This is a genomic window from Arthrobacter sp. NPDC092385, assembly GCF_044755105.1.
Classification (GTDB): Bacteria; Actinomycetota; Actinomycetes; order Actinomycetales; family Micrococcaceae; genus Arthrobacter_D.
In genome coordinates this window covers 289,294-311,467 of record NZ_JBIVQL010000002.1, presented here as the reverse complement: position 1 = coordinate 311,467, position 22,174 = coordinate 289,294, and the positions used below count along the sequence as shown (strand labels likewise).

16 protein-coding genes are annotated in these 22,174 nt (G+C 69.9%); 8 read left to right on the top strand and 8 right to left on the bottom strand.

The window, feature by feature from the left end:
- The first annotated feature begins 179 nt into the window (after window positions 1-179).
- From nirB to ACIQCY_RS04530, 3 genes are read left to right on the top strand one after another with little or no spacing between them, the layout of a single operon-like run.
- The gene (gene nirB / locus ACIQCY_RS04540; RefSeq protein WP_400482704.1) at window positions 180-2,846 is read left to right on the top strand and encodes a nitrite reductase large subunit NirB; all 2,667 of its coding nucleotides are present in this window, start codon (window positions 180-182) and stop codon (window positions 2,844-2,846) included.
- A gap of 3 nt (window positions 2,847-2,849) precedes the next feature.
- Window positions 2,850-3,875, top strand: a complete 1,026-nt coding sequence (gene cobA / locus ACIQCY_RS04535) for a uroporphyrinogen-III C-methyltransferase (protein ID WP_400482703.1) — start codon at window positions 2,850-2,852, stop codon at window positions 3,873-3,875.
- Window positions 3,872-4,993 carry a uroporphyrinogen-III synthase gene (locus tag ACIQCY_RS04530; protein WP_400482702.1) on the top strand — a complete coding sequence of 374 codons (1,122 nt, stop codon included), beginning with the start codon at window positions 3,872-3,874 and terminating at the stop codon, window positions 4,991-4,993. Before cobA ends, ACIQCY_RS04530 begins: the two co-directional genes overlap by 4 nt.
- Before the next feature lie 77 nt (window positions 4,994-5,070).
- Here ACIQCY_RS04530 and ACIQCY_RS04525 read toward each other — a convergent pair whose 3' ends face one another.
- The 3 genes from ACIQCY_RS04525 to ACIQCY_RS04515 are packed head-to-tail and all read right to left on the bottom strand — an operon-like array spanning window position 5,071 to window position 10,172.
- On the bottom strand, window positions 5,071-6,594 hold the full coding sequence (locus ACIQCY_RS04525; protein WP_400482701.1) for an FAD-dependent oxidoreductase: 1,524 nt from the start codon (window positions 6,592-6,594) through the stop codon (window positions 5,071-5,073).
- Window positions 6,591-8,762, bottom strand: a complete 2,172-nt coding sequence (locus ACIQCY_RS04520; protein WP_400482700.1) for a molybdopterin oxidoreductase family protein — start codon at window positions 8,760-8,762, stop codon at window positions 6,591-6,593. The genes ACIQCY_RS04525 and ACIQCY_RS04520 overlap by 4 nt, the downstream gene beginning before the upstream one ends.
- Window positions 8,763-8,765: 3 nt before the next feature.
- On the bottom strand, window positions 8,766-10,172 hold the full coding sequence (locus tag ACIQCY_RS04515) for an MFS transporter (protein WP_400482699.1): 1,407 nt from the start codon (window positions 10,170-10,172) through the stop codon (window positions 8,766-8,768).
- Window positions 10,173-10,449: 277 nt separating this feature from the next.
- Here ACIQCY_RS04515 and ACIQCY_RS04510 point away from each other — a divergent pair, with 277 nt between their 5' ends.
- A complete protein-coding gene (locus ACIQCY_RS04510) occupies window positions 10,450-10,755 on the top strand; it encodes a hypothetical protein (protein ID WP_400482698.1) in 306 nt (101 codons plus the stop codon).
- 315 nt (window positions 10,756-11,070) lie between these two features.
- Here ACIQCY_RS04510 and ACIQCY_RS04505 read toward each other — a convergent pair whose 3' ends face one another.
- From ACIQCY_RS04505 to coaA, 5 genes are all read right to left on the bottom strand, one after another.
- Window positions 11,071-11,703 (bottom strand): GNAT family N-acetyltransferase, encoded by a 633-nt coding sequence (locus ACIQCY_RS04505; RefSeq protein ID WP_400482697.1) that lies wholly within the window; start codon window positions 11,701-11,703, stop codon window positions 11,071-11,073.
- A gap of 133 nt (window positions 11,704-11,836) precedes the next feature.
- Complete coding sequence (locus ACIQCY_RS04500) at window positions 11,837-12,727, bottom strand: GAF domain-containing protein (protein WP_400482696.1); 891 nt, start codon at window positions 12,725-12,727, stop codon at window positions 11,837-11,839.
- A 259-nt stretch (window positions 12,728-12,986) separates the two neighbouring features.
- A complete protein-coding gene (locus ACIQCY_RS04495; RefSeq protein ID WP_400482695.1) occupies window positions 12,987-13,784 on the bottom strand; it encodes a DUF2382 domain-containing protein in 798 nt (265 codons plus the stop codon).
- Between the two features lie 158 nt (window positions 13,785-13,942).
- Window positions 13,943-14,824 carry a D-alanyl-D-alanine carboxypeptidase family protein gene (locus ACIQCY_RS04490; RefSeq protein WP_400482694.1) on the bottom strand — a complete coding sequence of 294 codons (882 nt, stop codon included), beginning with the start codon at window positions 14,822-14,824 and terminating at the stop codon, window positions 13,943-13,945.
- A 2-nt stretch (window positions 14,825-14,826) separates the two neighbouring features.
- Entirely contained in the window at window positions 14,827-15,804 is a 978-nt protein-coding gene (gene coaA, locus ACIQCY_RS04485; protein WP_400482693.1) for a type I pantothenate kinase, read from the bottom strand.
- 61 nt (window positions 15,805-15,865) lie between these two features.
- Here coaA and glmS point away from each other — a divergent pair, with 61 nt between their 5' ends.
- The 4 genes from glmS to glgX all read left to right on the top strand — a co-directional run bounded on the left by glmS (window position 15,866) and on the right by glgX (window position 22,155).
- Window positions 15,866-17,806, top strand: a complete 1,941-nt coding sequence (gene glmS / locus ACIQCY_RS04480; protein WP_400482692.1) for a glutamine--fructose-6-phosphate transaminase (isomerizing) — start codon at window positions 15,866-15,868, stop codon at window positions 17,804-17,806.
- Window positions 17,807-17,860: 54 nt separating this feature from the next.
- Window positions 17,861-18,232 carry a holo-ACP synthase gene (locus tag ACIQCY_RS04475; protein ID WP_400482691.1) on the top strand — a complete coding sequence of 124 codons (372 nt, stop codon included), beginning with the start codon at window positions 17,861-17,863 and terminating at the stop codon, window positions 18,230-18,232.
- 44 nt (window positions 18,233-18,276) lie between these two features.
- Window positions 18,277-19,830 (top strand): bifunctional ADP-dependent NAD(P)H-hydrate dehydratase/NAD(P)H-hydrate epimerase, encoded by a 1,554-nt coding sequence (locus ACIQCY_RS04470; RefSeq protein ID WP_400482690.1) that lies wholly within the window; start codon window positions 18,277-18,279, stop codon window positions 19,828-19,830.
- 138 nt (window positions 19,831-19,968) lie between these two features.
- Complete coding sequence (gene glgX / locus ACIQCY_RS04465; RefSeq protein ID WP_400482689.1) at window positions 19,969-22,155, top strand: glycogen debranching protein GlgX; 2,187 nt, start codon at window positions 19,969-19,971, stop codon at window positions 22,153-22,155.
- Window positions 22,156-22,174 lie beyond the last annotated feature (19 nt).

Sequence of the window (22,174 nt, the reverse complement as noted above, 5' to 3'; positions counted from 1 at the left end):
CGCACGTGACGCGCACGTCCCGGGGCTGTTGCGCCCGGGTAACTTGCGCCTCACGGCCCTCCTGCCCGCCCGTGAGCCCGAAGTTAACCTTGCGATACATCCGCGACACACAAGAGAAATTGCCGCTTCGTACTGTGGGACCAGAGACAGGGCCATCCCGGTCCCGACGGAAGGCACCCATGAGCGAGACGCGATCATCCCGGCCCGCCGAGGGCGCCCCCACCGCGGCCCAGCGCCGCATCGTCGTCGTCGGCGGCGGACCCGCAGCCCACCGGTTCGTGGAAGCCCTGTGGCGGCGTGGCACGGACGGGCTCGCCATCACCGTGCTGACGGAGGAGGTGCATGCTCCCTACGACCGTGTGGCGCTGAGCAGTGCGCTGACCGGCGACGTGGACCTCAGCCTCGGCGAACAGCTGATGTGGCGGGAGCCGGCCATCCGGCTCGTGACCGGGGAGCGGGCGGTCCAGCTCGACCTCGCTGCACGATGCGTCGTGGGGGAGTCCGGTGAGAAGTACGCCTACGACGACGTCGTCCTCGCCACCGGGTCCGACGCCGTGCGGCTGCCGCTGCCCGGCGGGGAGCACGCCGCCGTCTACCGCACGCTCGACGACGTGCAGTGGCTCCGGACGGAGACCGCCCGCCTCGCCGCGGGTCTCGGCCGGGCGCCACGCGCCGTCGTCATCGGCGGAGGACTCCTCGGCCTCGAGGCGGCCGGCGGGCTGCAGCACCTCGGCGCCGAATCGACGGTCGTCAACCGGGCCGGCTGGCTCATGAACGCGCAACTCGACCAGGGCGGCGGGCAGGCACTCGGGCGCCTCATCTCCGCGAAGGGCCTGGGCATCCACTGCGGCGGCGCGCCGACGTCCATCGAGACGGACGACGGCGGGCAGGTCACCGGCGTGGCGCTGAGCGACGGGACCGTCCTCCCCGCGGACCTCGTGGTGTTCGCCGTCGGCATCCGGCCGCGGGACGAGCTGGCACGGGATGCCGGGCTCGAGGTCGCGCCCCGCGGCGGCGTGGTCATCACCGCCGGCTGCGAGACGGCGATGCCCGGCATCTGGGCGATCGGCGAGGTGGCGAGCTACGAGGGCGTCAGCATGGGGCTCGTCGCCCCGGCCAACGCCATGGCCGAGGTATGCGCCGACGGGATCCTCGGCGGAGTGTCCACCTTCCCGGGCTTCGACACCGCCACCAAGCTCAAGCTCTCCGGCGTCGAGGTCGCGAGCTTCGGCGATGCGCTCGCGGAGACCGACGGCAGCCTCGAGATCGTCTACGCGGACCCGGCCCGCGGCCTCTACCAGAAGCTCGTGGTCACGGACGATGCCCGGACGCTGCTCGGAGGCATCTTCGTCGGCGACGCCGCACCCTACTCCTCGCTCAGGCCCCTGCTGGGCCGCGAGCTGCCCGCCGAGCCCGGCGCCTACCTCTCCTCCGCCGGCGGCGGCGAGGCTCCGCAGTCCGACCTGCCCGACGACGTCATCCTCTGCTCCTGCAACAACGTCACCGCCGGTGCCTGCCGGTCCGCGGTGCACGGGACGGGGGAGGAGGGAGCGGCTGGCGAGCCTGCCCTCGACATGCCCTCGCTCAAGGCGTGCTCACGCGCGGGGACGCAGTGCGGCTCGTGCGTCCCGATGCTCAAGAAGCTGCTCGACAGCGAACTCACGAAGGCCGGGCGCACCGTCTCGAAGGGCATCTGCGAGCACTTCGCCATGTCGCGGCCCGAGCTGTTCGAAGCCATCCAGGCCCTGGACCTCGCTTCCTTCCAGGACATCATCCGCCGTTTCGGTGCCTCCGAGGAGGCGAAGGCCGGGCACGGCTGCGACATCTGCAAGCCGGCTATCGGTTCCATCCTGGCCACGCAGCGCGGCGAGTACGTGCTCGACGGCGGCCGGGGCGCGCTCCAGGACACCAACGACCGCGCGCTCGCCAACATGCAGCGCAACGGCACCTACTCCGTGGTGCCGCGCATCCCGGGCGGGGAGATCACCCCGCAGAAGCTGGCCGTCATCGCGCAGGTCGCCGAGCAGTTCGGCCTGTACGTCAAGCTGACCGGCGCCCTGCGGATCGACCTCTTCGGGGCTCGGCTCGAGCAGCTGCCCGAGATCTGGAAGATCCTCGTCGAGGCCGGCTTCGAATCCGGGCAGGCGTACGGCAAGGCCCTCCGGAACGTGAAGTCCTGTGTCGGGTCCACCTGGTGCCGGTTCGGCGTGCAGGACTCCGTGGCCATGGCGATCGACCTGGAACTGCGCTACCGCGGGCTGCGCGCTCCCCACAAGTTCAAGATGGGGGTCTCCGGATGCGCGCGTGAGTGCGCCGAGGCGCGGAGCAAGGACGTGGGCGTCATCGCCACCGACCAGGGCTGGAACCTCTACGTCGGCGGCAACGGCGGCTTCCAGCCCGCACACGCGCAGCTCCTGGCGCAGGACCTCGACGGCGAGACGCTGGTCCGCTACATCGACCGGTACCTCATGTACTACATCCGCACGGCGGACCGCATGCAGCGGACTGCCCGCTGGATGGATGATCTCGACGGCGGCCTCGACCACGTGCGCGACGTCGTCATCCACGACTCCCTCGGTATCGCGGAGGACCTCGAGGAGGCGATGGCCCGGCACGTGGAGCACTACGAGGACGAATGGGCCGCGACCCTCAAGGATCCGGACAGGCTCCGCCGTTTCCGGTCCTTCGTCAACGCCCCCGACGCCGCCGACCAGTCGATCGTCCTCGTCGAGGAGCGCGGCCAGCGGCGCCCGGCCACCCCCGCCGAGATCGAGGAACAGGCACGCCGCACCAACCTCGGAGCCGCGATCCCCGTCCGCTCCGCAACCGGAACCCTGGAGGGCTGAGCCATGCACCTGGACATCGACCTGGCCGACCGCCGCGTGATCGTCGTCGGGACCGAGCAAACCTCACGCCGGGTAGTCGCGAGGTATCGGGCCGCCGGCGCCGTCGTCGACCGGCAGGACGACGCGGCCCGCTGCACTCAAGCCGTGCTCGACGGCGCCGCGCTCGCCGTCCTCGTGGGCGACCCCTCGAGCGGCGCCGGGATGCTGCGCGAAGCGTGCGGACGGGCCGGGGTCCTGCTCGTCCGCGAGGCCGCTGCGCTGGAGGCCGGCACGGTGACGCTCATCGGGGGCGGACCGGGCGCACTCGGACTCCTGACCCTCGACGCCGCCGCAGCACTCCGGGAGGCCGACGTCGTGCTCTACGACCGCCTGGCTCCCACCGAGGCGCTCGCGGAGCTCGCCCCGGCGGCGGAACTCGTCGACGTCGGGAAGCTGCCGGGCCACCACCGCGTCCCGCAGGCCGGCATCAACGATCTCCTGGTCCGCCACGCACTCGCCGGCCACCACGTGGTCCGGCTCAAGGGCGGGGACCCCTTCGTCTTCGGTCGGGGCAGCGAGGAGCTGGCTGCGTGCCTCGAGGCCGGGGTGCCGTGCCGCGTGATACCAGGGGTCAGCTCGGCGATCTCCGTTCCCGCTGCCGCCGGAATCCCGGTCACCCACCGGGGCGTCAGCCACCTGTTCACGGTCGTCTCCGGGCACGCCCCGCTGAGCGATGCGGAGCACGAGCACCTGGCGGGCCTCGGCGGGACGATCGTGGTCCTCATGGGTGTCTCGACACTCCCGCAGCTCGTCGCCGGCCTCGGCAGGGCCGGGATGCGGGCGGACATGCCGGTCGCCGTCGTTGAGCGCGGGTACAGCGCGTCCCAGCGGACGACGGCGGGCACGCTGTCCAGCATCGTCACGGCGGCCGGGGCCGCCCGGTGCCAGTCGCCGGCCGTGCTCGTGATCGGCGAGGTGGTGCGCGTGGGCCTCGACCTGCAGGGCGGGGCCGCGCAGCTGGCCCGGCTGACCGAATCGCTGGCATCGTGACCGAGACCGCCCGCACGGACGGAGCCGGAGGGCAGCTCTCCGGGTTCCGCATCGGCGTGACGTCGGACCGCCGCTCGGGGGACCTCATCGACGCCCTGGAGCGGCGGGGTGCCTCGGTGTTCCACGCGCCGGCCCTGAAGATCGCGCCCATCGCGGAGGACGTGGAGCTGCTCTCGGACACCGCGGCCATGGTGGCCGCCCGCCCCGACCTCTTCCTCATCACGACGGCCTACGGCATGCGCCGCTGGTTCGAGGCGGCCGACGCCGCCGGGCTGGGCGACGACCTCCTCGACGTCCTCGGGAACGGCCGCATCTACGTCCGCGGTCCGAAGGCCAGGGGTGCGGTGCGCGCGGCGGGGCTCGACGACGTCGGCATCAGTTCCGACGAGACGACGGCGACCCTCGTGGACGAACTGCTGCAGCAGGACCTGTCAGGGCTGACCATAGGCGTGCAGCTGCACGCCTATGCCGACGCCCACCAGCTCGAACGCCTCCGGGCCGCGGGCGCCACGCTGCTCACCGTCACGCCGTACCGCTGGATCAAGCCCGAGGGGTCGGAGCGGCTGCCACGGCTGATCGACGCCGTGTGTGCGGGGCAGCTCGACTGCGTCACCTTCACGAGCGCGCCTGCCGTGGATGCCCTCTTCAGCACGGCCGCCGAGCAGGGACTCCAGGAAGAACTCGTCCAGCGGTTCCGCCGGAGCGTCCTCGCGGCCGCCGTCGGGCCCGTCACCGCACAACCCCTGATCGACGCCGGGATCCAGCCGATCGTGCCCGAGCGTTTCCGCATGGGCGCACTGATCCGCCTCGTCTGCGACCACCTCGCCGAGCACCATGTGGAGCAGCTCCGCACGCGCTCCGGCTACGTCGAGGTGCGGGGCCGATCGGTCCGGGTGGACGAGGTCCAGGTGGACCTCGCGCCGGCGCAGCTCGTGCTCTTCAAGGCACTGCTCTCGGCACGTGGGGCGGTCCTGAGCCGCGATGCGTTGACGGGCCTCCTTGCGCACACCGGCGCCGGCCACGCGCTCGACATGAATGTGAACAGGCTGCGGAAGTCGCTCCCCGATCCCGGGTTGGTAGAGACCGTGGTCAAGCGCGGCTACCGCCTGCACGTGTAGGCCGTGCCCGGCGCGGCCGGTGCGTCCTCCGCCATGCGTCGCCGGGCCGCCGTCCATTCCGGCGCGCGCCCCGACCGTCATGACGCCACCGCCACGGCGAAGTGCTGCTCGATCACGGCCCGGATGTCCTCGTGGCAGCCGCCGCACCCCGTTCCTGCCCGCGTGCCGGCGGACACGTCCGCCACGGAGGAGCAGCCGCCGGCCACCGACTCCTGCACCGTTCCCCGGGTGACGCCGGCGCACCGGCAGAGCGTCGCGTCAGGCCCGGGAGGCAACGCGGCCAACACGCCTTCGGTGCTGTCGAGACGCAGCAGGCTGGACCGATCGGCCGGGAGTTCGCTGCCGCGCTCGAACAGCAGGACCAGCTCCGCGCCCGTCCGCGGCATGCCGACGCACACGAGTCCCGTCAGGACGCCGTCGCGCGTCACCATCTTCGCGTAGCGTCCGTGGCCCGGGTCGGCCCAGACGGCGACGGCGAGGCCCGCTTCCTCGGTCCAGGGGTCGGCATCCGTCTCGCCTGCGGTCACGGCGTCGACTCCGCGTGCCTTCAGGACCAGGACCGGATCCCGTCGCTCGGGTGGGCCGGCGACGGCGGCCGGGGTGCCCGACAGCTCCGCCGCCAGGGCCAGGCCGAGCTGGTCCGCCTGCTGCCAGCCCGGTCCGAGAAGGCCCTGCGGGGTGGTCGGACCGGCGCAGGCCGCGCAGGAGCTGTCCCGGCAGCGCACTTCCGCGCAGTCGCCGATCGCCCAGATGTCTCCCGTGCCGAGTGCGCGGAGCGAATGATCCACCAGGATGCCGTCCGCGATGTCGAGATCGCAGCCGTCGGCCAGTTCGGTGCGTGGCCGCACGCCGCAGGCGAGCACGAGGGCATCCCCGTCCACCCGGCCGCCGCCGTCGAGGGCGAGGCCCGTGAAGCGCCCGTCGGCAAGCAGGATCCCGCTGGTGGTTCCGGCCGTCACGGTGATGCCGGCCCTCCGCAGTGCCGCCGCCAGGACGCGCGCGCCCTCGCCGAGGAGCCGTTCCATGGGGGAGCGGCCGTGGTGCACGAGGGTGACCCTGCCTCCCTCCTCGGCGGCTGCGAGGGCGGCTTCGATCCCCAGGATCCCACCGCCGAGCACCACGATGCGCTGCTGTGCGGCCAGGGCTGCGGACAGCGCGCGGGCATCGCCGAGGTCGCGGAGGAAACTCACGCCTGCCGGGAGGGCGCGGGTGGCGTCGATCCCGTCGAGGCGTGGCAGGACGGGGCGGGAGCCGGTGGCGAGCACCAGGCGGTCGTAGCCGATCACCTGCCCGTCCTCCAGCAGCACCCGCCGGAACGGCCGGTCGATCCGGGCCACGCGGGCGTCGAGGCGAACGTCCACACCGGCGGCCGAGAGGGCTGCCGGGTCCGCGAGGGTGATCGCGGCTTCCCGCGTGCGGCCGACGGCGACGTCCGCGACGAGCACGCGGTTGTACGCGGCGTCCCGTTCCTGGCCGATCACCGTCAGGGCCACGCGCCCGGCACGGACCAGGGGCTCGAGGTGCTCGACGAGCCGTGCGGCGACGGGCCCGAACCCCACGACGACGATGCGCTCCCTACCGTTCGCGGCTGTGCTGCTCATGCGATGGCCTCCAGTCGGCTGGTGAGGACGTGGTGGGTGGCGGCGTGCAGTGGCCTGACGCGGACGGGTGTGGTCTTGAACTCGGGCATGCCGGAGACCGGGTCCGTGGAGCTGCCGGTGAGGCGGTTGGCGCTTCCCGCGCCCGCGTAGTGGAAAGCGAGGAAGACGGTGTCCGGGCGGATGTCGGCCGTCAGGTCGGCGAGCGCGTGCGCCTCACCGTGCGCACTCGTGACGACGACGGCGTCGTCCTGCCGTACGCCGAGGTCCTGGGCCGTCGCGGGGTGGAGCTGCAGGCGTGCCGCCGGTTGCGCTGCGAGCAGCTCGGAGACGCGCCGCGTCTGCGCGCCGGACTGGTAGTGCTCGAGGAGCCGGCCCGTGGCCAGGAGCAGGGGTGCAGGGAAGCGGGCGGCGGCCGCGTCGGAGCGCGGGCCGACCGGCACCAGGACGGCGCGGCCGGTCGGGTGGCAGAAGGAATCGAGGAAGAGGCGGGGCGTTCCACCGGACCCGGGCGGATAGGGCCAGTACGCGGCCGCTCCGGCGTCGAGCACGCCGTAGTCCAGCCCCGAGTAGTCCGCGATGCCGCCGGCACTGGCGCGAGCGAGCTCGTCGAACATCGTCGACGGATCGTCGCTGAACAGGGACGGGGCCTCCAGCAGGCGGGCGAGTTCCTGCATGATCCACAGCTCGCTGCGGACGCCGGCGGGAGGGGTCACGGCCGCACGTCGGCGCAGGACACGGCCCTCCAGGCTGGTCACGGTGCCCTCCTCCTCGGCCCACTGCAGGACGGGCAGGACGACGTCGGCCATCGCGGCCGTCTCGGACAGGAAGAAGTCCGAGACGACGAGCAGGTCGAGGGAGCGCAGGCCGTCGATGACCCGTGGGGCGTTCGGCGCCGACACCGCGATGTTCGCTCCGTGCACGAAGAGGCACCGGACGCCGTCGGGTTCCCCGAGGGAGGCGAGGAGTTCGACGGCGGGCAGGCCGGGCCCCGGGATCGACGCCTCGGGTACTCCCCACACGGCGGCGACGTGTGCACGCGCCGCCGGGTCCGTGATCTTCCGGTACCCCGGCAGCTGGTCCGCCTTCTGCCCGTGCTCCCGGCCGCCCTGCCCGTTGCCCTGGCCCGTCAGCGTTCCGTAGCCGCTGTGCGCCGTGCCGGGCAGGCCGAGCAGGAGGGCGAGGTTGATCGCGGCGGTGGTGGTGTCGGTGCCGTCGGCGTGCTGCTCGATCCCCCTGCCGGTGAGGATGTAGGTGCCCGCACCGCCGTCCGCTCCGCTGCGGGAACCCTTCGCGAGGAGCCTCGCCGTGGCCCGGATCGTCGCGGCGGGCACCCCGGTGATGCCCTGCACGCGCTCGGGCCACCAGCGCGCGAGGCCCCGGGTGACGTCGTCGTACCCGTCCGTCCGGGACTCGAGGTAGCGCCGGTCCTCGAGGCCTTCGGCCACCACCACGTGGGCCAGGCCCAGGAGGAGCACGAGGTCCGTGCCCGGCGTGGGCTGCAGGTGGATGCCCCTGCCCTGCTCGGTCAGGCGGGCGGTGGCGGAGCGGCGCGGGTCGACGACGATCAGTCCGCCCGCTGCCTGCGCGCCGCGGAGGTGCTGGATGAACGGCGGCATGGTGTCCGCGGCGTTGGAGCCGAGGAGCAGGACCACGGAGGCGGCGTCGAGGTCCTCGAGGGGGAAGGGGAGGCCGCGGTCGACGCCGAAGGCGCGGTTGCCGGCGGCGGCAGCGGAGGACATGCAGAACCGGCCGTTGTAGTCGATGCGGGACGTGCGGAGGGCGAGGCGGGCGAACTTGCCGAGCGTGTAGGCCTTCTCGTTGGTCAGGCCCCCACCCCCGAAGACCGCGACGGCGTCCCGGCCGTGCTGGGCCTGGATGCTGCGGACCCGGTCTGCGACGAGGTGCAGGACGTCATCCCAGGCCGCCTCCCGGAGGACCCCTCCGGCGTCGCGCACCAGGGGGGCCCGAAGGCGGTCCGGATGGTCGAGCAGCTCGGCCGCGGACCAGCCCTTCCGGCACAGGCCGCCCCGGTTGGTGGGGAAGTCGCGGCCGGTGACCGTCGCGCCGTCGTGCCCGCCGCCCGGTGAGGCGGTCGGCGTGACGGTCATGGCGCACTGGAGGGCGCAGTAGGGGCAGTGGGTGTGCTGCCCGTCCCCGGCCTGCCGCATCGCTCAGACCTTGCCGAGCGTCGAGGAGGGGCGAAGGTAGCAGAACCAGGTGACGGCCAGCATCAGCGCGTACCCTCCGACGAAGCCGTAGAACGCGCCGTCGTAGCTGCCCGAGGCGCCCTTCGAGGCGTTGAGGACCTGGGGGATGAGGAACCCGCCGTAGGCGCCGACCGCCGAGATGAGCCCGAGGGCTGCCGCGGACTTGCGGGCGGTGCTGACGGATTCCCGCAACTCCACCGATCCGGCCGCCGCACCCCGCCGGGCGAAGATGACGGGGATCATGCGGTACGTGGCGCCGTTGCCGGCTCCGGCCGCGGCGAAGAGGACGAGGAAGAGTGCGAGGAAGAGCCAGAAGTTGGCCAGGGGAAGGGTCCAGACGACGGTGAGGGCGATCGACGCCATGACGGCGAAGGCGCACACCGTGATGAGCGCGCCGCCGAACCGATCGGCCAAGCGTCCGCCGAAGGGGCGGGCGAGGGAGCCGACGAGGGGGCCGAGGAAGGCCAGGCCCAGCGTGACCGGGCCCATGGAGATCTGGGAGAAGGCGGGGAAGGTGTCGGCGATCAGCTTCGGGAAGACGCCGGCGAAGCCGATGAACGAGCCGAAGGTGCCGATGTACAGCAGCGCCATGATCCACAGGTGCGGTTCCCGGACGGCCGCCAGGGACCCCGCGAAGTCGCTCCTGGCGCTGGACAGGTTGTCCATGTACTTCCAGGCCCCGAAGGCGGCGGCGAGGATCAGCGGCACCCAGATCCAGCCGGCGAGCGGCAGGTCCAGGGTCGCGGCGGCACCGAGCACGACGGCGATGGGGACCACGAGTTGTGCGACGGCCGCTCCGAGGTTGCCTCCCGCGGCGTTCAGGCCGAGTGCCCAGCCCTTCTCGCGGGCAGGGTAGAAGAAGGTGATGTTGGCCATCGAGCTGGCGAAGTTGCCGCCGCCGAAGCCGGCCAGTGCTGCGACCGCCAGCATCACGCCGAAGGGCGTCTCCGGGTCCGAGACGCAGAGGGCGAGCCCGACGGTCGGGATCAGCAGGAGGAGGGCCGAGATGATGGTCCAGTTCCGCCCGCCGAACCTCGGCACCATGAAGGTGTAGGGGATGCGCAGGGTCGCTCCGACGAGGGACGGCATCGAGATCAGCCAGAAGATCTGCGACGTCGAGAAGGTGAAGCCCGCAGCGGGCAGGTACACGACGACGATGGACCAGAGCTGCCACACCACGAATCCGAGGAACTCGCAGGCGATGGACCACTGGAGGTTGCGCTTGGCGATGGCCTTGCCGACGCTGTTCCACTGGGTGGTGTCCTCGGCGTCCCAGTCATCGATCCATCGACCGGGCCGGTGGTTCAGGGCGGGGGCGCTCGCGGTAGCCGTTGCGCTCGGGGTGGGGGATGCTGCTTCGTCGATGCTCACGGAAGTCCTCCAGGGGTGGTGTTCCTGCTTTCCCCCGACGCTAGTGAGCGTGCGTTTCCGGTCCTGGCGCGCCGCGTAAACGCTCCGTGTCGTTCACCTATCCGGGGCCGGGCCGCGTTGTGAGAACTCGGTCCGGCAAGTGAGCGGCCTGCTCCAGGACCCAGGAGCAGTCACGGCTCCGGACCTTTCTGAGATCGAGCGGCTCTACCACTTGAAAAGTAAGTATGCTTACTGTTATTGTCATGTGATGGGGATCACAACTAGAAGGAGTGAGTTCATGCGATCGATTGCAAAAGCCACTGCAGGAGCGACTCTCGCCGGAGCGCTGCTCTTCTCAGCGGGAGTCGCCCCGGCGTCTGCCGCCCGTCCGATCCAGATCCAGGATGGTCTCGTCAACGTTGCCGTCGGCGATGTCACCATTCTGGAGGACGTCAATATCGGTGTAGCCGCCCAGGTCGTGGCGCAGATCTGCGGCGTGAGCGTCGGCCCCGTGGCCGTCCTCGGCCAGGCCGTCGACCGGTCGGGCGATACCTCCACGGTCTGCACGGCAGATCTTGGTGAGATCAGATTGGAACAGAACTAACAGCACGAATCGATAAGGCTCCTCGAGAGGCGCATTGTCGAATATCCAGGAATTCTTGAGATTCCCGGATAGCACATGGGAAGAGGTAGTGAGCCCCTGGGTCCACTACCTCTTCTCATGTGTCCGGGTGCGATTTTCTTTCGCCCAGACGATGCCCGTAAGGATTCGCTGTGATCATCACGTGATCGGCACCAAAGAGGTTTCCGATCCGTCCGATCGACAAACGAACCCTGGTCTCTTCCGTGACCGACCGTCGAGTTCCTGGCCGACCTGGCCGACGTCGGCCCCGCATCCCCGAACCTGTCCTTCGGACTCCTAGTGTCCCGTGCGGGCGGTGAGGGACCGGTACTGCGGGTTGTCGGCGAGGAACGAGAATGCCATGGGGCACTGCGGAACGAGGCTCAGGCGCCGCTTGTGGGCGTTGAGCACCACGTGGCGCATAAGGGTTGCGTCGACGCCCTGGTCACGGAAGGCGGGCTGTTCCACGCCGTCACGGAGGATGATCTGCGCCCCGACCATCGTGTACTTCACGTAGGCGGCCATCGTGCCGTCGATGAACAACTCGAACCGGCAGTACAGGGGGTTGTCACGGAAGGTTTCCTTGGGCTGGTGCACGGAGCCACGTTCCATGGCCTGCTGTGCACGGTGCTCGAGTTCGTCGACGATCATCTCGTATCGGTCGGTGGCGCCGGCGGGCGGATAGGCGGTGTCCATCAGCTTGTAGGCCTGGTTCACCATGACGCGGAGTTGCCTGGTCGACAGGGCTGCCAGGTCCCCAGGAGAGAGATCCTCATGCAGCAGGGTGCTGTCACGCTCGGATCGGGCGGCCCGCATGCCGGGAACCTGGAGGCTGGTGGCCGATTCGGCCAGCGAAGCGACGTCACCCGTCGCGGCGGATGCAGTCGTGGGGACTGAGGCGGTAGGGACTGGGTGCAAGAGTTCTGTCATAGCCGTTCCTGTGTTCGTCAGAACCATGGCCTTTGTCTGGACCCCGGTGTCAGCACGAGACTATCGGTAAGACGCCCGAAAGCAAACTAAGTAGGCTTACAACTGCTGTGCGCCATCGGGCTGGCAGTCCTTGTCAGACCCAGATCTCGATCTGTACCTGCGCGGCGAGGCGCCGCAGGACCTGCACGTCCTCGTCGGTGAAAGGCCGCGGCTGGTCATCGATCAGGCAGAGGGTGCCGATACGCCAGCCGTCGGCCGTGCAGATGGGATGGCCTGCGTAGAAGCGGATTCTCGGACCGTCTGCGACAAGGGGATGGTCCCGCCACTCCGGGTGGGTGCCGGCATCCGGAATGACCAGCGTGCGATCGTGCTCGATGGTCTTCGCGCACAGTGCGATGCCCCGCGGGAGGTCTTGCCCGATGGGCCCGACGACGGACTTGATGACCTGGAAGTCCTCCGCGATCAGGGCGATGGAGGCTGAGCTGACACCGAAGTAATCCCTGGCCTGCCGGGTGATCCTGTCGAAGCGTTCCTCCGGCCCCGTCTCGAGCAATCCCGACTCGTACAGAGCATGGAGGCGCCGGAACTCGGCTTCGTCCGGGTCGGCATCGTCTGCCCCTCCGTCTGCGGCCTGGGTGGAATCCAGGGCATGGACGTCCGTGCTGTCGGTGGTACTGGTGCTGTGATCCCCGGCCGGCGGGGCGTTGAAGTCGTATTCGTCGGGGGAGAGTGCCAGCGTGCGGAGATAGTCGCCGTATCCGGAGAAGGACGCTGTGTCCTCGGTGCTGTAGTGGGCGCCGTCGGCCAGGGAGCCGGTGCTGTCGAGCAGTTCATTGATGGCCTGGGCGAGCAGGTCCCGCTGGGATGCCGGGAGCATGACCAGGCCGGTCAGGTACCCCTGGACCTCGAGCTCATCGGCATCGCCCGTGATGCCGAAGTAGGTCGTGAAGACATCGTCGAGACCCAGGCCGGCTGCCCGCACGGTCTGAATCGCACTCCACTGCTGCACATACTCATCGAGCACGTTGATTCCCTCACCGACTTGTCCGTGTGTCCCTTGCGCGATCCATCCGGATCCGCCCACCGACCAAGACTAGGCTCTTCACGCATTCCACTTCACCGGTCTCACGACCATGGGCATGGGGGTCGACACGAGCAGCCAAACCTGCAAGGGGTGTCGGGCTGACGTGCTGGAGTCAGAGCTGAGGCGGGGTACTGACTGGTGCAGTACCCCGCCTCAACCGGCAGTGGCAGCGAACCTGCTGCCCAGACGCCTGTCGTTGCTAGCGCGCGGTTCCGTCGGTGTCCGTGTCGATGCGCTCTTCGCGGACCTGCTCGTTGACGGTGTGCTGCTCCGTGACGGTCTCCTTGTCCAGGCGGACCCTCTCGACGGGAACAGCTTCCTTCTCGACCACGGGGCGCTCGGCGGAGAGGACCACTTCGTGTTCCTCCTCGCTGATCTCAGGGCCGGCCAGGGCCTCGCCCCGGTTCGCGTCCGTGATCGGCTCCCGCTCCACGCGGACTTCTTCGTGACTGACCGGGACCGTGGTGCTGACGTTCTCCGTCACCACGTGCTTGCGAAGCCGTGCGCGCCCGGTCTCCCGGGTCTCGGTGCCGACGCGCAGCTCTTCCTTCGAACGCGTCATCGCCTCGTCCGTGGTCGGACCCGAGGTGTCATGACCGACAGCACCACGCGTACCGGTCGTCGTACCGGCAGCCGTATCCGTCGTGGTGCCGGTGGTCGTGCCGGTCCCGGTGCTGGTGCCGTGGAGGCTGTAGTGGCGGTAGAGCTCTTCTTCCTCGGCGGGGCTCAGGTGCCCGTCGCGCTCCACCGACGGTGCCGCCTTGACCAGGGACTTGTCATAGGGAACCCGGAGGTCGTTGCCGTCGATCGTTGCTTCCTGGAGGGGGACGAAGGTCTCCTTCGTCCCGAAGAGTCCGGTGTTGACGGTGACCCAGCTCGGGTTGCCCGTGGTGTCGTCCACGTAGAGCTCGCCGATGGAGCCGAGCTTCTCGCCGTCGGTGGTGTAGACCGTTCCCTTGCCCGTTGTGAGCTGGTCGAGGTTGTCATTGCTGATCATGAGTGCTCCTTACCGTTGCTGAACATCTACGAACTGAACCGTTGAAGGCATCTGGCAACTGTAGGCAAGACCGGAACATATGACAAGCCCCCTTACTATTAGGGCGTGTAACGGTCCTCGCGTTTGCCTCCGGTGTGAGGAGGCCCCCGTGCGACCGATCAGTACGACGGCGCTGGAGGCAGCCCGAAGTGCTCCTCGAGTGTCTGCGTCCCGGCCGCCTTCATCGCGAGGGACACGTCCCTGCCCACATAGCGGAAGTGCCAGGACTCGGCCGAGAACCCGGTGGTCTCATGGAAACCCAGGGGATAGCGGAGGATGAACCCGAACTCCGCGGCGTTCGCGGCCGCCCACTGCGCGGCGGGAGTGTCGCGGAAGCACAGCACCAGTGTGCAGGCGCCGTCGGACTGGCCGATATCGAATGCCAGTCCCGTCTGGTGCTCCGAGTAGCCCGGGCGCGCCGACACCGTGTCCGCGCCTGCCGGATCGCCGTACTGGCCCACCCAGTAGGCGTAGGTCGATTCCTGGCTCGCATACGAGCGGTACCCGCTGACGAGGACGAGCCCGACGCCGTCGCCCTCCGCCGCGGCGAACATCTCCTCCACCGCTGCGGCCGTGTCGGGGCGCAGGAGCGCGTTCTCGGCGGCCGTCGCCACCGCGGGCAGGCGCAGCTCGGCGGGCGCGTAGTCCAGCGGTGTGAGCGGGCGGCGCTTGTTCACGACGACGCCCACGGCGCCGGGATCGGCATGCGGATCGCCGGCCGGAGGCGCCTGCGGACCGGCGGCCGCACCCTCGCCCGTGACGGCGGGACCGGGTTCGCGCTGGGCCGGCGCCGGAAGACTGCCGGCGGGGGCCGGGAGGTCAGCGGCGGGCGGGGCCGGTTCCGATGCCGGCGCCGATCCCGGTTCCGACGACGGCACTGATCCCGGTTCCGACGACGGCGCGACGGCCGTTCCCGTGTCCACGCCGGCCGTCGGCTCCGGTGCTGAACACGCCGGCAGCGACAGCGCCAGGAGGACGATCACCGCCGGCAGGACGCGCACCCTCAGGTCTTCCGGAGGAGCATGCGGCGGATGGAGTGGTCCGCGTCCTTCGTGAGGACGAGCTGCGCCCGGCCGCGCGTCGGCAGCACGTTCGCCACGAGGTTGGGTTCGTTGATGCGCTCCCAGATCCCCTTCGCCGTCTGGCGCGCCTCCTCGTCGGTCAGGTTCGCGTACCGGTGGAAGTAGGACTCCGGGTCCGCGAACGCACCGGACCGGAGGGACTGGAAGCGCTGGATGTACCACTGCTCGATGTGCGCGGTCTTCGCGTCCACGTAGATGGAGAAGTCGAAGAAATCGCTCAGCGCCAGGCCCGTGATGCCGTCCGGCCGTGGCCGGGCGGGGGCGAGCACGTTGAGCCCTTCGACGATCAGCACGTCGGGCCGCCGCACCACGACCTCGCGCCCGGGCACGATGTCGTACGTCAGGTGCGAGTACGAGGGTGCGCGCACCTCCGCCGCTCCGCTCTTGACCTCGCTGACGAAGCGGAGCAGGCGGCGGCGGTCGTAGGACTCCGGGAATCCCTTGCGCTGCATGAGGCCGCGCCGCTCGAGTTCGGCGTTCGGATACAGGAAACCGTCCGTGGTGATGAGTTCGACGTCCGGGGTGTCCGGCCAGCGCCGCAGGAGCTCCCGCAGCACCCTCGCCGTGGTCGACTTGCCCACCGCCACCGAACCGGCGACGCCGATCACGAAGGGGGTCCTGGTGGTCGTCTCGCCGAGGAACGTGTTGGTGGCCGCGTGCAGCCGCCCGGCAGCGGCCGTGTAGAGGGTCAGCAGGCGGGAGAGGGGAAGGTAGACCTCCCGCACCTCGTCGAGGTTCAGTGCGTCCCCGAGGCCGCGCAGGCGCTGCACGTCCTCGACGTTGAGGGGGCTCTCGATCTCGTTGGACAGGCGGGACCACATCTGGCGGTCCAGTTCTACGAAGGGGGTGAAATTCTCGGCACTCGTGGCCTGTTGCGTGCCCGTGCTTCTGTCACTCACCCGTCGATTCTGCCCGGTGCCCTGCGCATTAACCAATCCAGCCACCGGTAGGCTAGGTGACATGTGTGGAATTGTGGGATATGTAGGCCGGGACCACGGCCAGGGTTCATCGGTGCTCGACTCCGTCGCTCCGGCATTCGACCAGGAGGCGCCCGAGGCGCAGCACGGGGCGCTCGACGTCGTGATGGAGGGCCTCCGGCGCCTCGAATACCGCGGCTACGACTCCGCGGGTGTCGCGGTGATCACGCCGGCAGGCATCGAGTCGCGCAAGAAGGCCGGAAAGCTGACGAACCTCGTCGACGAACTGGCGGCGGATCCGCTGCCGCGGTCGCTCACCGGGATCGGGCACACGCGCTGGGCGACCCATGGCGGACCCACCGACCAGAACGCGCACCCGCACCTCGCCGACGGCGGCAGGCTCGCGCTGATCCACAACGGCATCATCGAGAACTACGCCGAGCTCAAGGCCGAACTCACGGGTGAAGGGCTGACCTTCCTCTCGGACACCGACACCGAGGTGGCCGCCGGACTCGTGGGGTCCATCTACCGTGGGCTCGTCGAGAGCGGAGCGGAGGGTGACCTCCTGACCCTCGCCCTGCAGCAGGCGTGCCAGCGACTCGAGGGCGCCTTCACCCTCCTCGCCATCCACGAGGACCAGCCCGGCGTCGTCGCGGCGGGCCGTCGCAACTCGCCGCTCGTCGTCGGCCTCGGCGACGGTGAGAACTTCCTCGGTTCGGACGTCTCGGGCTTCATCGACTTCACGCGCCGCGCCGTCGAGCTCGGCCAGGACCAGATCGTCACCATCACGCCCGAGGACGTCACCATCACCGACTTCTTCGGAGCTCCCGCCGAGGGCAAGGAGTTCCACGTCAGCTGGGACGCCGCAGCCGCCGAGAAGGGTGGCTTCGATTCCTTCATGGAGAAGGAGATCCACGACCAGCCGCTCGCCGTCGGGCAGACCCTGCTCGGACGGTCCGACGTCTCGGGCAACCTCGTGCTCGACGAGCTGAGGATCGACGAGTCGATCCTGCGCTCGGTCGACAAGATCGTGGTGCTCGCGTGCGGCACGTCGGCGTATGCCGGCCAGGTGGCCAAGTACGCGATCGAGCACTGGTGCCGCATCCCCACCGAGGTCGAGCTGTCCCACGAGTTCCGCTACCGCGACCCGATCGTGAACGAGAAGACCCTCGTGGTCGCCATCTCGCAGTCCGGCGAGACCATGGACACGCTCATGGCCGTCCGGTACGCCCGGGAGCAGGGCGCCAAGGTCGTGGCGATCTGCAACACCAACGGTTCGACGATCCCCCGCGAGTCCGACGCCGTGCTGTACACCCACGCCGGCCCGGAGATCGCCGTCGCCTCGACGAAGGCCTTCCTCGCCCAGATCACCGCCGCCTACCTGCTCGGCCTGTACCTCGCCCAGCTGCGGGGCAACAAGTACCGCGACGAGATCGCCGACGTGCTGGCGGACCTCTCGGAGATCCCCGCGAAGATCCAGGCCATCCTCGACGACGCCGACAAGATGAAGCAGCTCGGCGTGGACATGGTCAACGCCAAGTCCGTGCTCTTCCTCGGCCGCCACGTGGGGTTCCCCGTGGCCATGGAGGGCGCGCTCAAGCTCAAGGAACTGGCCTACATCCACGCCGAGGGCTTCGCCGCGGGCGAGCTGAAGCACGGGCCCATCGCACTGATCGAGGAGGGCCAGCCCGTGGTGGTGGTCATGCCGTCCCCGAAGTCGCGGGATTCGCTGCACCCCAAGGTCGTGTCCAACGTCCAGGAGATCCGCGCTCGCGGCGCCGTGACCATCGTCATCGCCGAGGAGGGCGACACCTCGGTCGAGGCCTACTCGGAGCACGTGTTCTACGTGCCGGCGTCGCCCACGCTCCTTGCTCCGCTGCTGACGACCGTCCCGCTGCAGATCTTCGCCCTCGCCCTCGCCAGCGCGAAGGGCTACGACGTGGACCAGCCGCGCAACCTCGCGAAGTCGGTCACGGTTGAGTAGTTCCACCCCGGTACCGCCACGGGTCGTCGTGGCGGTACCCCGAGGGGTGTCCGCATGATCGTGGGCATCGGGGTCGACGTCGTCGACATCGAGCGCTTCCGGCAGCAGCTCGAGCGGACCCCCGCCCTCGTCCAGCGGCTCTTCGTGCCGTCCGAACGCGAGCTCAACACCCGCTCCCTCGCTGCGCGCTTCGCCGCGAAGGAGGCCGTGGCCAAGGCCCTCGGTGCTCCTGGCGGCATGAACTGGCAGCACTGCACCATCGCGGTGGACGAGGCCGGTGCGCCGTCCGTGGTGGTCGACGGGACCGTGGCGGCTGCCGCCCGCGCCCGCGGCGTCGAGACGTGGCACCTCTCGATCAGCCACGACGGCGGCCTTGCCACGGCGATGGTCGTAGCGGAAGGCCGTGCCCCGTCCCGGGGCAGATAGTAACCGTACTGATTATCGGCCGGCTTACCGCTAAGCTCGACCATATGCTCCAAGCATTTTCCGGGGGTGACGTCCGCGCTGCGGAGGCACCCCTCATCGACGCCGGCCAGGGGAACGCCCTCATGCAGAAGGCTGCCCACGGGCTGTTCGGCGTCGCCCTCGGCCTGCTGCGGGGCGCCGGGCGGGGGACCTACGGGGCCACCGCCGTCGTCCTGGCCGGGAGCGGCAACAACGGCGCGGACGCCCTGTATGCGGGGGAGAGGCTCCTGCGCAGGGGCGTCGGCGTGACCGCGATCCTCACCTCGGAGCGCGTGCACGCCGCCTCGCTCCAGGCCTTCACCGGAGCCGGCGGCACGACGGTCCGGCTCGATGACGCCGACACCGCGGACCTCGCAGAGCACGCGGCGGCTGCCGACATCCTCATCGACGGCATTCTCGGTACCGGTGCGAGCGGGGGCCTCCGCGGTGCGTCCGCGGCTTTCGCCGAGGCGTTCGACCGCGCAGCCGGGCCGCGCGGCCGGCGCTCCACGATCGTCGTCGCCTGCGACCTGCCGAGCGGGATCGGCGTCGACTCGGGCCTCGTCGACGGACCGGTCCTGTCCGCGGACGCCACCGTGACCTTCGGGGCGGCCAAGCCCGGCCTGCTCCTCGGCGATGGCGCCGTGGCCGCCGGAGAGCTGAACATCGTCGACATCGGCCTCGACTTCTCCTCCTTCACCCCTGCTGCGCAGAGCCTGCTCGACGCCGACGCCGCGGCCCTCCTGCGCGTCCCCGGTCCCCGGGACCACAAGTACTCGCGCGGGGTCCTCGGCGTCGCCGCGGGATCAGCCCGCTACCCGGGAGCGGCCGCACTCGCCGTCGGTGCTGCTCTCGCGACCGGCGTCGGCATGGTCCGCTACCTCGGGCCCGCCGCAGTCGCAGGCCTGGTCCACCAGCGGAACCCCGAAGCGGTGGCCTCCACCGGTTCGATCGCGGAGGAGCGATCGCAGGCGTGGCTCGTCGGTCCGGGCGCCGTGGACGACGACGACCAGCGCCGGCGTGCCGAGGACGCGATGCGCTCCGGCCTGCCCGTCGTCGTCGACGCCGGTGCCCTCGCCCAGGTGCCGGAGCGCGTGGGTCCGCAGGTCATCCTCACGCCCCACGCCGGCGAGTTGCGCCAGCTCCTGGCCGGGCGCGGCGTGGACGCCGAGCGTTCCGCGATCGAGGCCGAACCCGCGCATTTCGCGCTGCGGGCCGCCGAGACCACCGGCGCCACGGTGCTCCTCAAGGGGTTCACGACCGTCGTCGCGGCACCCTCCGGTACCCTGTTCGTCCAGGCCGACGCGACGCCGTGGCTCGCCACCGCCGGTTCCGGGGACACGCTCTCCGGGATCGTCGGGGCCCTCGCTGCAACCCTTGCCGGTGATGACGGCGCGGCTGGCCGGATCGGCGTCGCGCAGGAGGATCTCTGGGCCGCGATCGCGGCGGCCGGGGCACTGATCCACGGCAGGGCGGGGCAGCGTGCCGCGCTGCGCGGCCCGGTGGTGGTCTCGGACCTGCCCGCCGACATCGGAGCGATTGTCGCGGACCTCCTCGAGGAGCGTCGCCTAACGATGTGAGCGCCCTGATTTACCTGACCGACAGATGAATGCGCTATGTATGGAGCAAGCCTGGGGGCACACGGCCCCCGAAGCCTGCGAGTACCACCGCGGACGCCCTGTAAGGCGCCCGCGGCAGAAAAACACCAAGGAGAACTCATGGAACTATGGCCCGGCGATGCGTATCCCCTGGGAGCAACCTACGACGGCACGGGGACGAACTTCGCGCTCTACAGCGAGGTCGCGGATCTCGTCGTCCTCTGCCTCTTCGACGAGGACGGCACGGAGACCTGCGTCGAGCTCAAGGAGGTCGACGGCTATGTCTGGCACGGCTACCTGCCGCAGGTGAGCCCCGGACAGAAGTACGGCTACAGGGTCCACGGCCCGAACAACCCCGCCGAGGGACACCGCTGCAACCCGAACAAGCTCCTCCTGGACCCCTACGCGAAAGCGATCTCAGGGGACCTCGACTGGGACCAGGCGCTGTTCGGCTACAACTTCGGCGACGAGAACTCCGTCAACAACGAGGACTCCGCGGCGCACATGATGCTCGGCGTCGTCGTGAACCCGTTCTTCAACTGGGACGGCGACCGCATGCCGCGTACGCCCTACCACCAGTCCGTGATCTACGAGGCCCACGTGAAGGGCCTCACCCAGCTGCACCCGGACATCCCCGAGGAGCAGCGCGGGACCTATGCCGGTATCGCGCACCCCTCCGTCATCGCGCACCTGCAGAAGCTCGGCGTCACCGCCATCGAGCTGATGCCGGTACACCAGTTCGTCAATGACAGCACGCTGCAGGAGAAGGGCCTCTCGAACTACTGGGGCTACAACACCATCGGCTTCTTCGCGCCGCACAACAAGTACAACTCCTCCGGGGACCAGGGCGAGCAGGTCCAGGAGTTCAAGGCCATGGTGCGCGAGCTCCACCTCGCGGGCATCGAGGTCATCCTCGACGTCGTCTACAACCACACGGCCGAGGGCAACCACATGGGCCCCACCATCTCGATGCGCGGCATCGACAACGCGTCCTACTACCGCCTGGTGGAGGACGACAAGCAGTACTACATGGACACCACGGGCACGGGCAACTCGCTCAACGTCGGCAACCCGCACTCCCTGCAGCTGCTCATGGACTCGCTGCGCTACTGGGTCACCGAGATGCACGTGGACGGCTTCCGCTTCGACCTCGCCTCCGCCCTCGCCCGCGAGTTCTACGAGGTGGACCGACTCTCGGCCTTCTTCGAACTCGTGCAGCAGGACCCCGTGGTCTCGCAGGTCAAGCTCATCGCGGAGCCGTGGGACGTCGGTCCCGGCGGGTACCAGGTGGGCAACTTCCCGCCGCAGTGGACGGAGTGGAACGGCAAGTACCGCGACACGGTCCGCGACTTCTGGCGCGGGGAGCCCTCCAGCATCGGCGAGTTCGCCTCGCGCCTCACCGGATCCGCGGACCTCTACGAGCACTCGATGCGCCGTCCCGTCGCGTCCATCAACTTCGTCACGGCCCATGACGGCTTCACGCTGCGCGACCTCGTGTCCTACAACGAGAAGCACAACGAGGCCAACGGCGAGGACAACAACGACGGCGAATCGCACAACCGTTCCTGGAACGGCGGCGTCGAGGGACCGACGGACGATCCCGAGGTGCTCGCCATCCGCGTGCGGCAGCAGCGCAACTTCATCGCGACCCTCCTGCTCTCGCAGGGCGTCCCGATGCTGCTCCACGGCGACGAACTGGGCCGGACGCAGGAGGGCAACAACAACACCTACTGCCAGGACTCCGAACTCAGCTGGGTGCACTGGGACAAGATGGACCAGCCGCTGCTCGAATTCACCGCAGCAGTCAACCGCCTGCGGTCCGAGCACCCGACGTTCCGCCGTCGCCGGTTCTTCGACGGGCGCCCCGTGCGCCGCGGCGAGGGCGAGGCGCTTCCGGACATCGTATGGCTCGACACGTCCGGCGAGCTCATGGCGCCCGAGGACTGGGACAGCGGCTTCGGCCGTTCGATCGGGGTCTTCCTCAACGGCCAGGGCATCCAGGGCCGCGACGCGCGCGGGCAGCGGATCGTCGACGCCAACTTCCTGCTGTACTTCAACGCCCATGACGAGGCCGTGGACTTCACGATCCCCTCGGATGAATACGGGACGTCGTGGGACGAGGTGATCGACACCGCCGGCAAGTACGCGGACAGTGAAGCGATCCCCGCCGGCAAGACCATCTCCATCGAGGGCAAGTCCATGGTGGTCCTCCGGGCCCACTCCGAGGTCGAGGATCTCGACCACTCGGTCGCGGCGTCCCTGGCCATCCTCGCCAATGAGGTCACGGCCAAGACCGGCACCCCCTAGCACCACCCCTCGCCAGGCA

Coding starts and splice junctions, on each gene's coding strand:
- ACIQCY_RS04525 (WP_400482701.1), bottom strand. CDS start 6,594: ATGAGCAGCACAGCCGCGAACGGTAGGGAGCGCATCGTCGTCGTGGGG.
- ACIQCY_RS04470 (WP_400482690.1), top strand. CDS start 18,277: ATGCTCCAAGCATTTTCCGGGGGTGACGTCCGCGCTGCGGAGGCACCC.
- ACIQCY_RS04495 (WP_400482695.1), bottom strand. CDS start 13,784: ATGATCAGCAATGACAACCTCGACCAGCTCACAACGGGCAAGGGAACG.
- cobA (WP_400482703.1), top strand. CDS start 2,850: ATGCACCTGGACATCGACCTGGCCGACCGCCGCGTGATCGTCGTCGGG.
- glgX (WP_400482689.1), top strand. CDS start 19,969: ATGGAACTATGGCCCGGCGATGCGTATCCCCTGGGAGCAACCTACGAC.
- ACIQCY_RS04505 (WP_400482697.1), bottom strand. CDS start 11,703: ATGACAGAACTCTTGCACCCAGTCCCTACCGCCTCAGTCCCCACGACT.
- ACIQCY_RS04520 (WP_400482700.1), bottom strand. CDS start 8,762: ATGCGGCAGGCCGGGGACGGGCAGCACACCCACTGCCCCTACTGCGCC.
- ACIQCY_RS04510 (WP_400482698.1), top strand. CDS start 10,450: ATGCGATCGATTGCAAAAGCCACTGCAGGAGCGACTCTCGCCGGAGCG.
- ACIQCY_RS04475 (WP_400482691.1), top strand. CDS start 17,861: ATGATCGTGGGCATCGGGGTCGACGTCGTCGACATCGAGCGCTTCCGG.
- nirB (WP_400482704.1), top strand. CDS start 180: ATGAGCGAGACGCGATCATCCCGGCCCGCCGAGGGCGCCCCCACCGCG.
- glmS (WP_400482692.1), top strand. CDS start 15,866: ATGTGTGGAATTGTGGGATATGTAGGCCGGGACCACGGCCAGGGTTCA.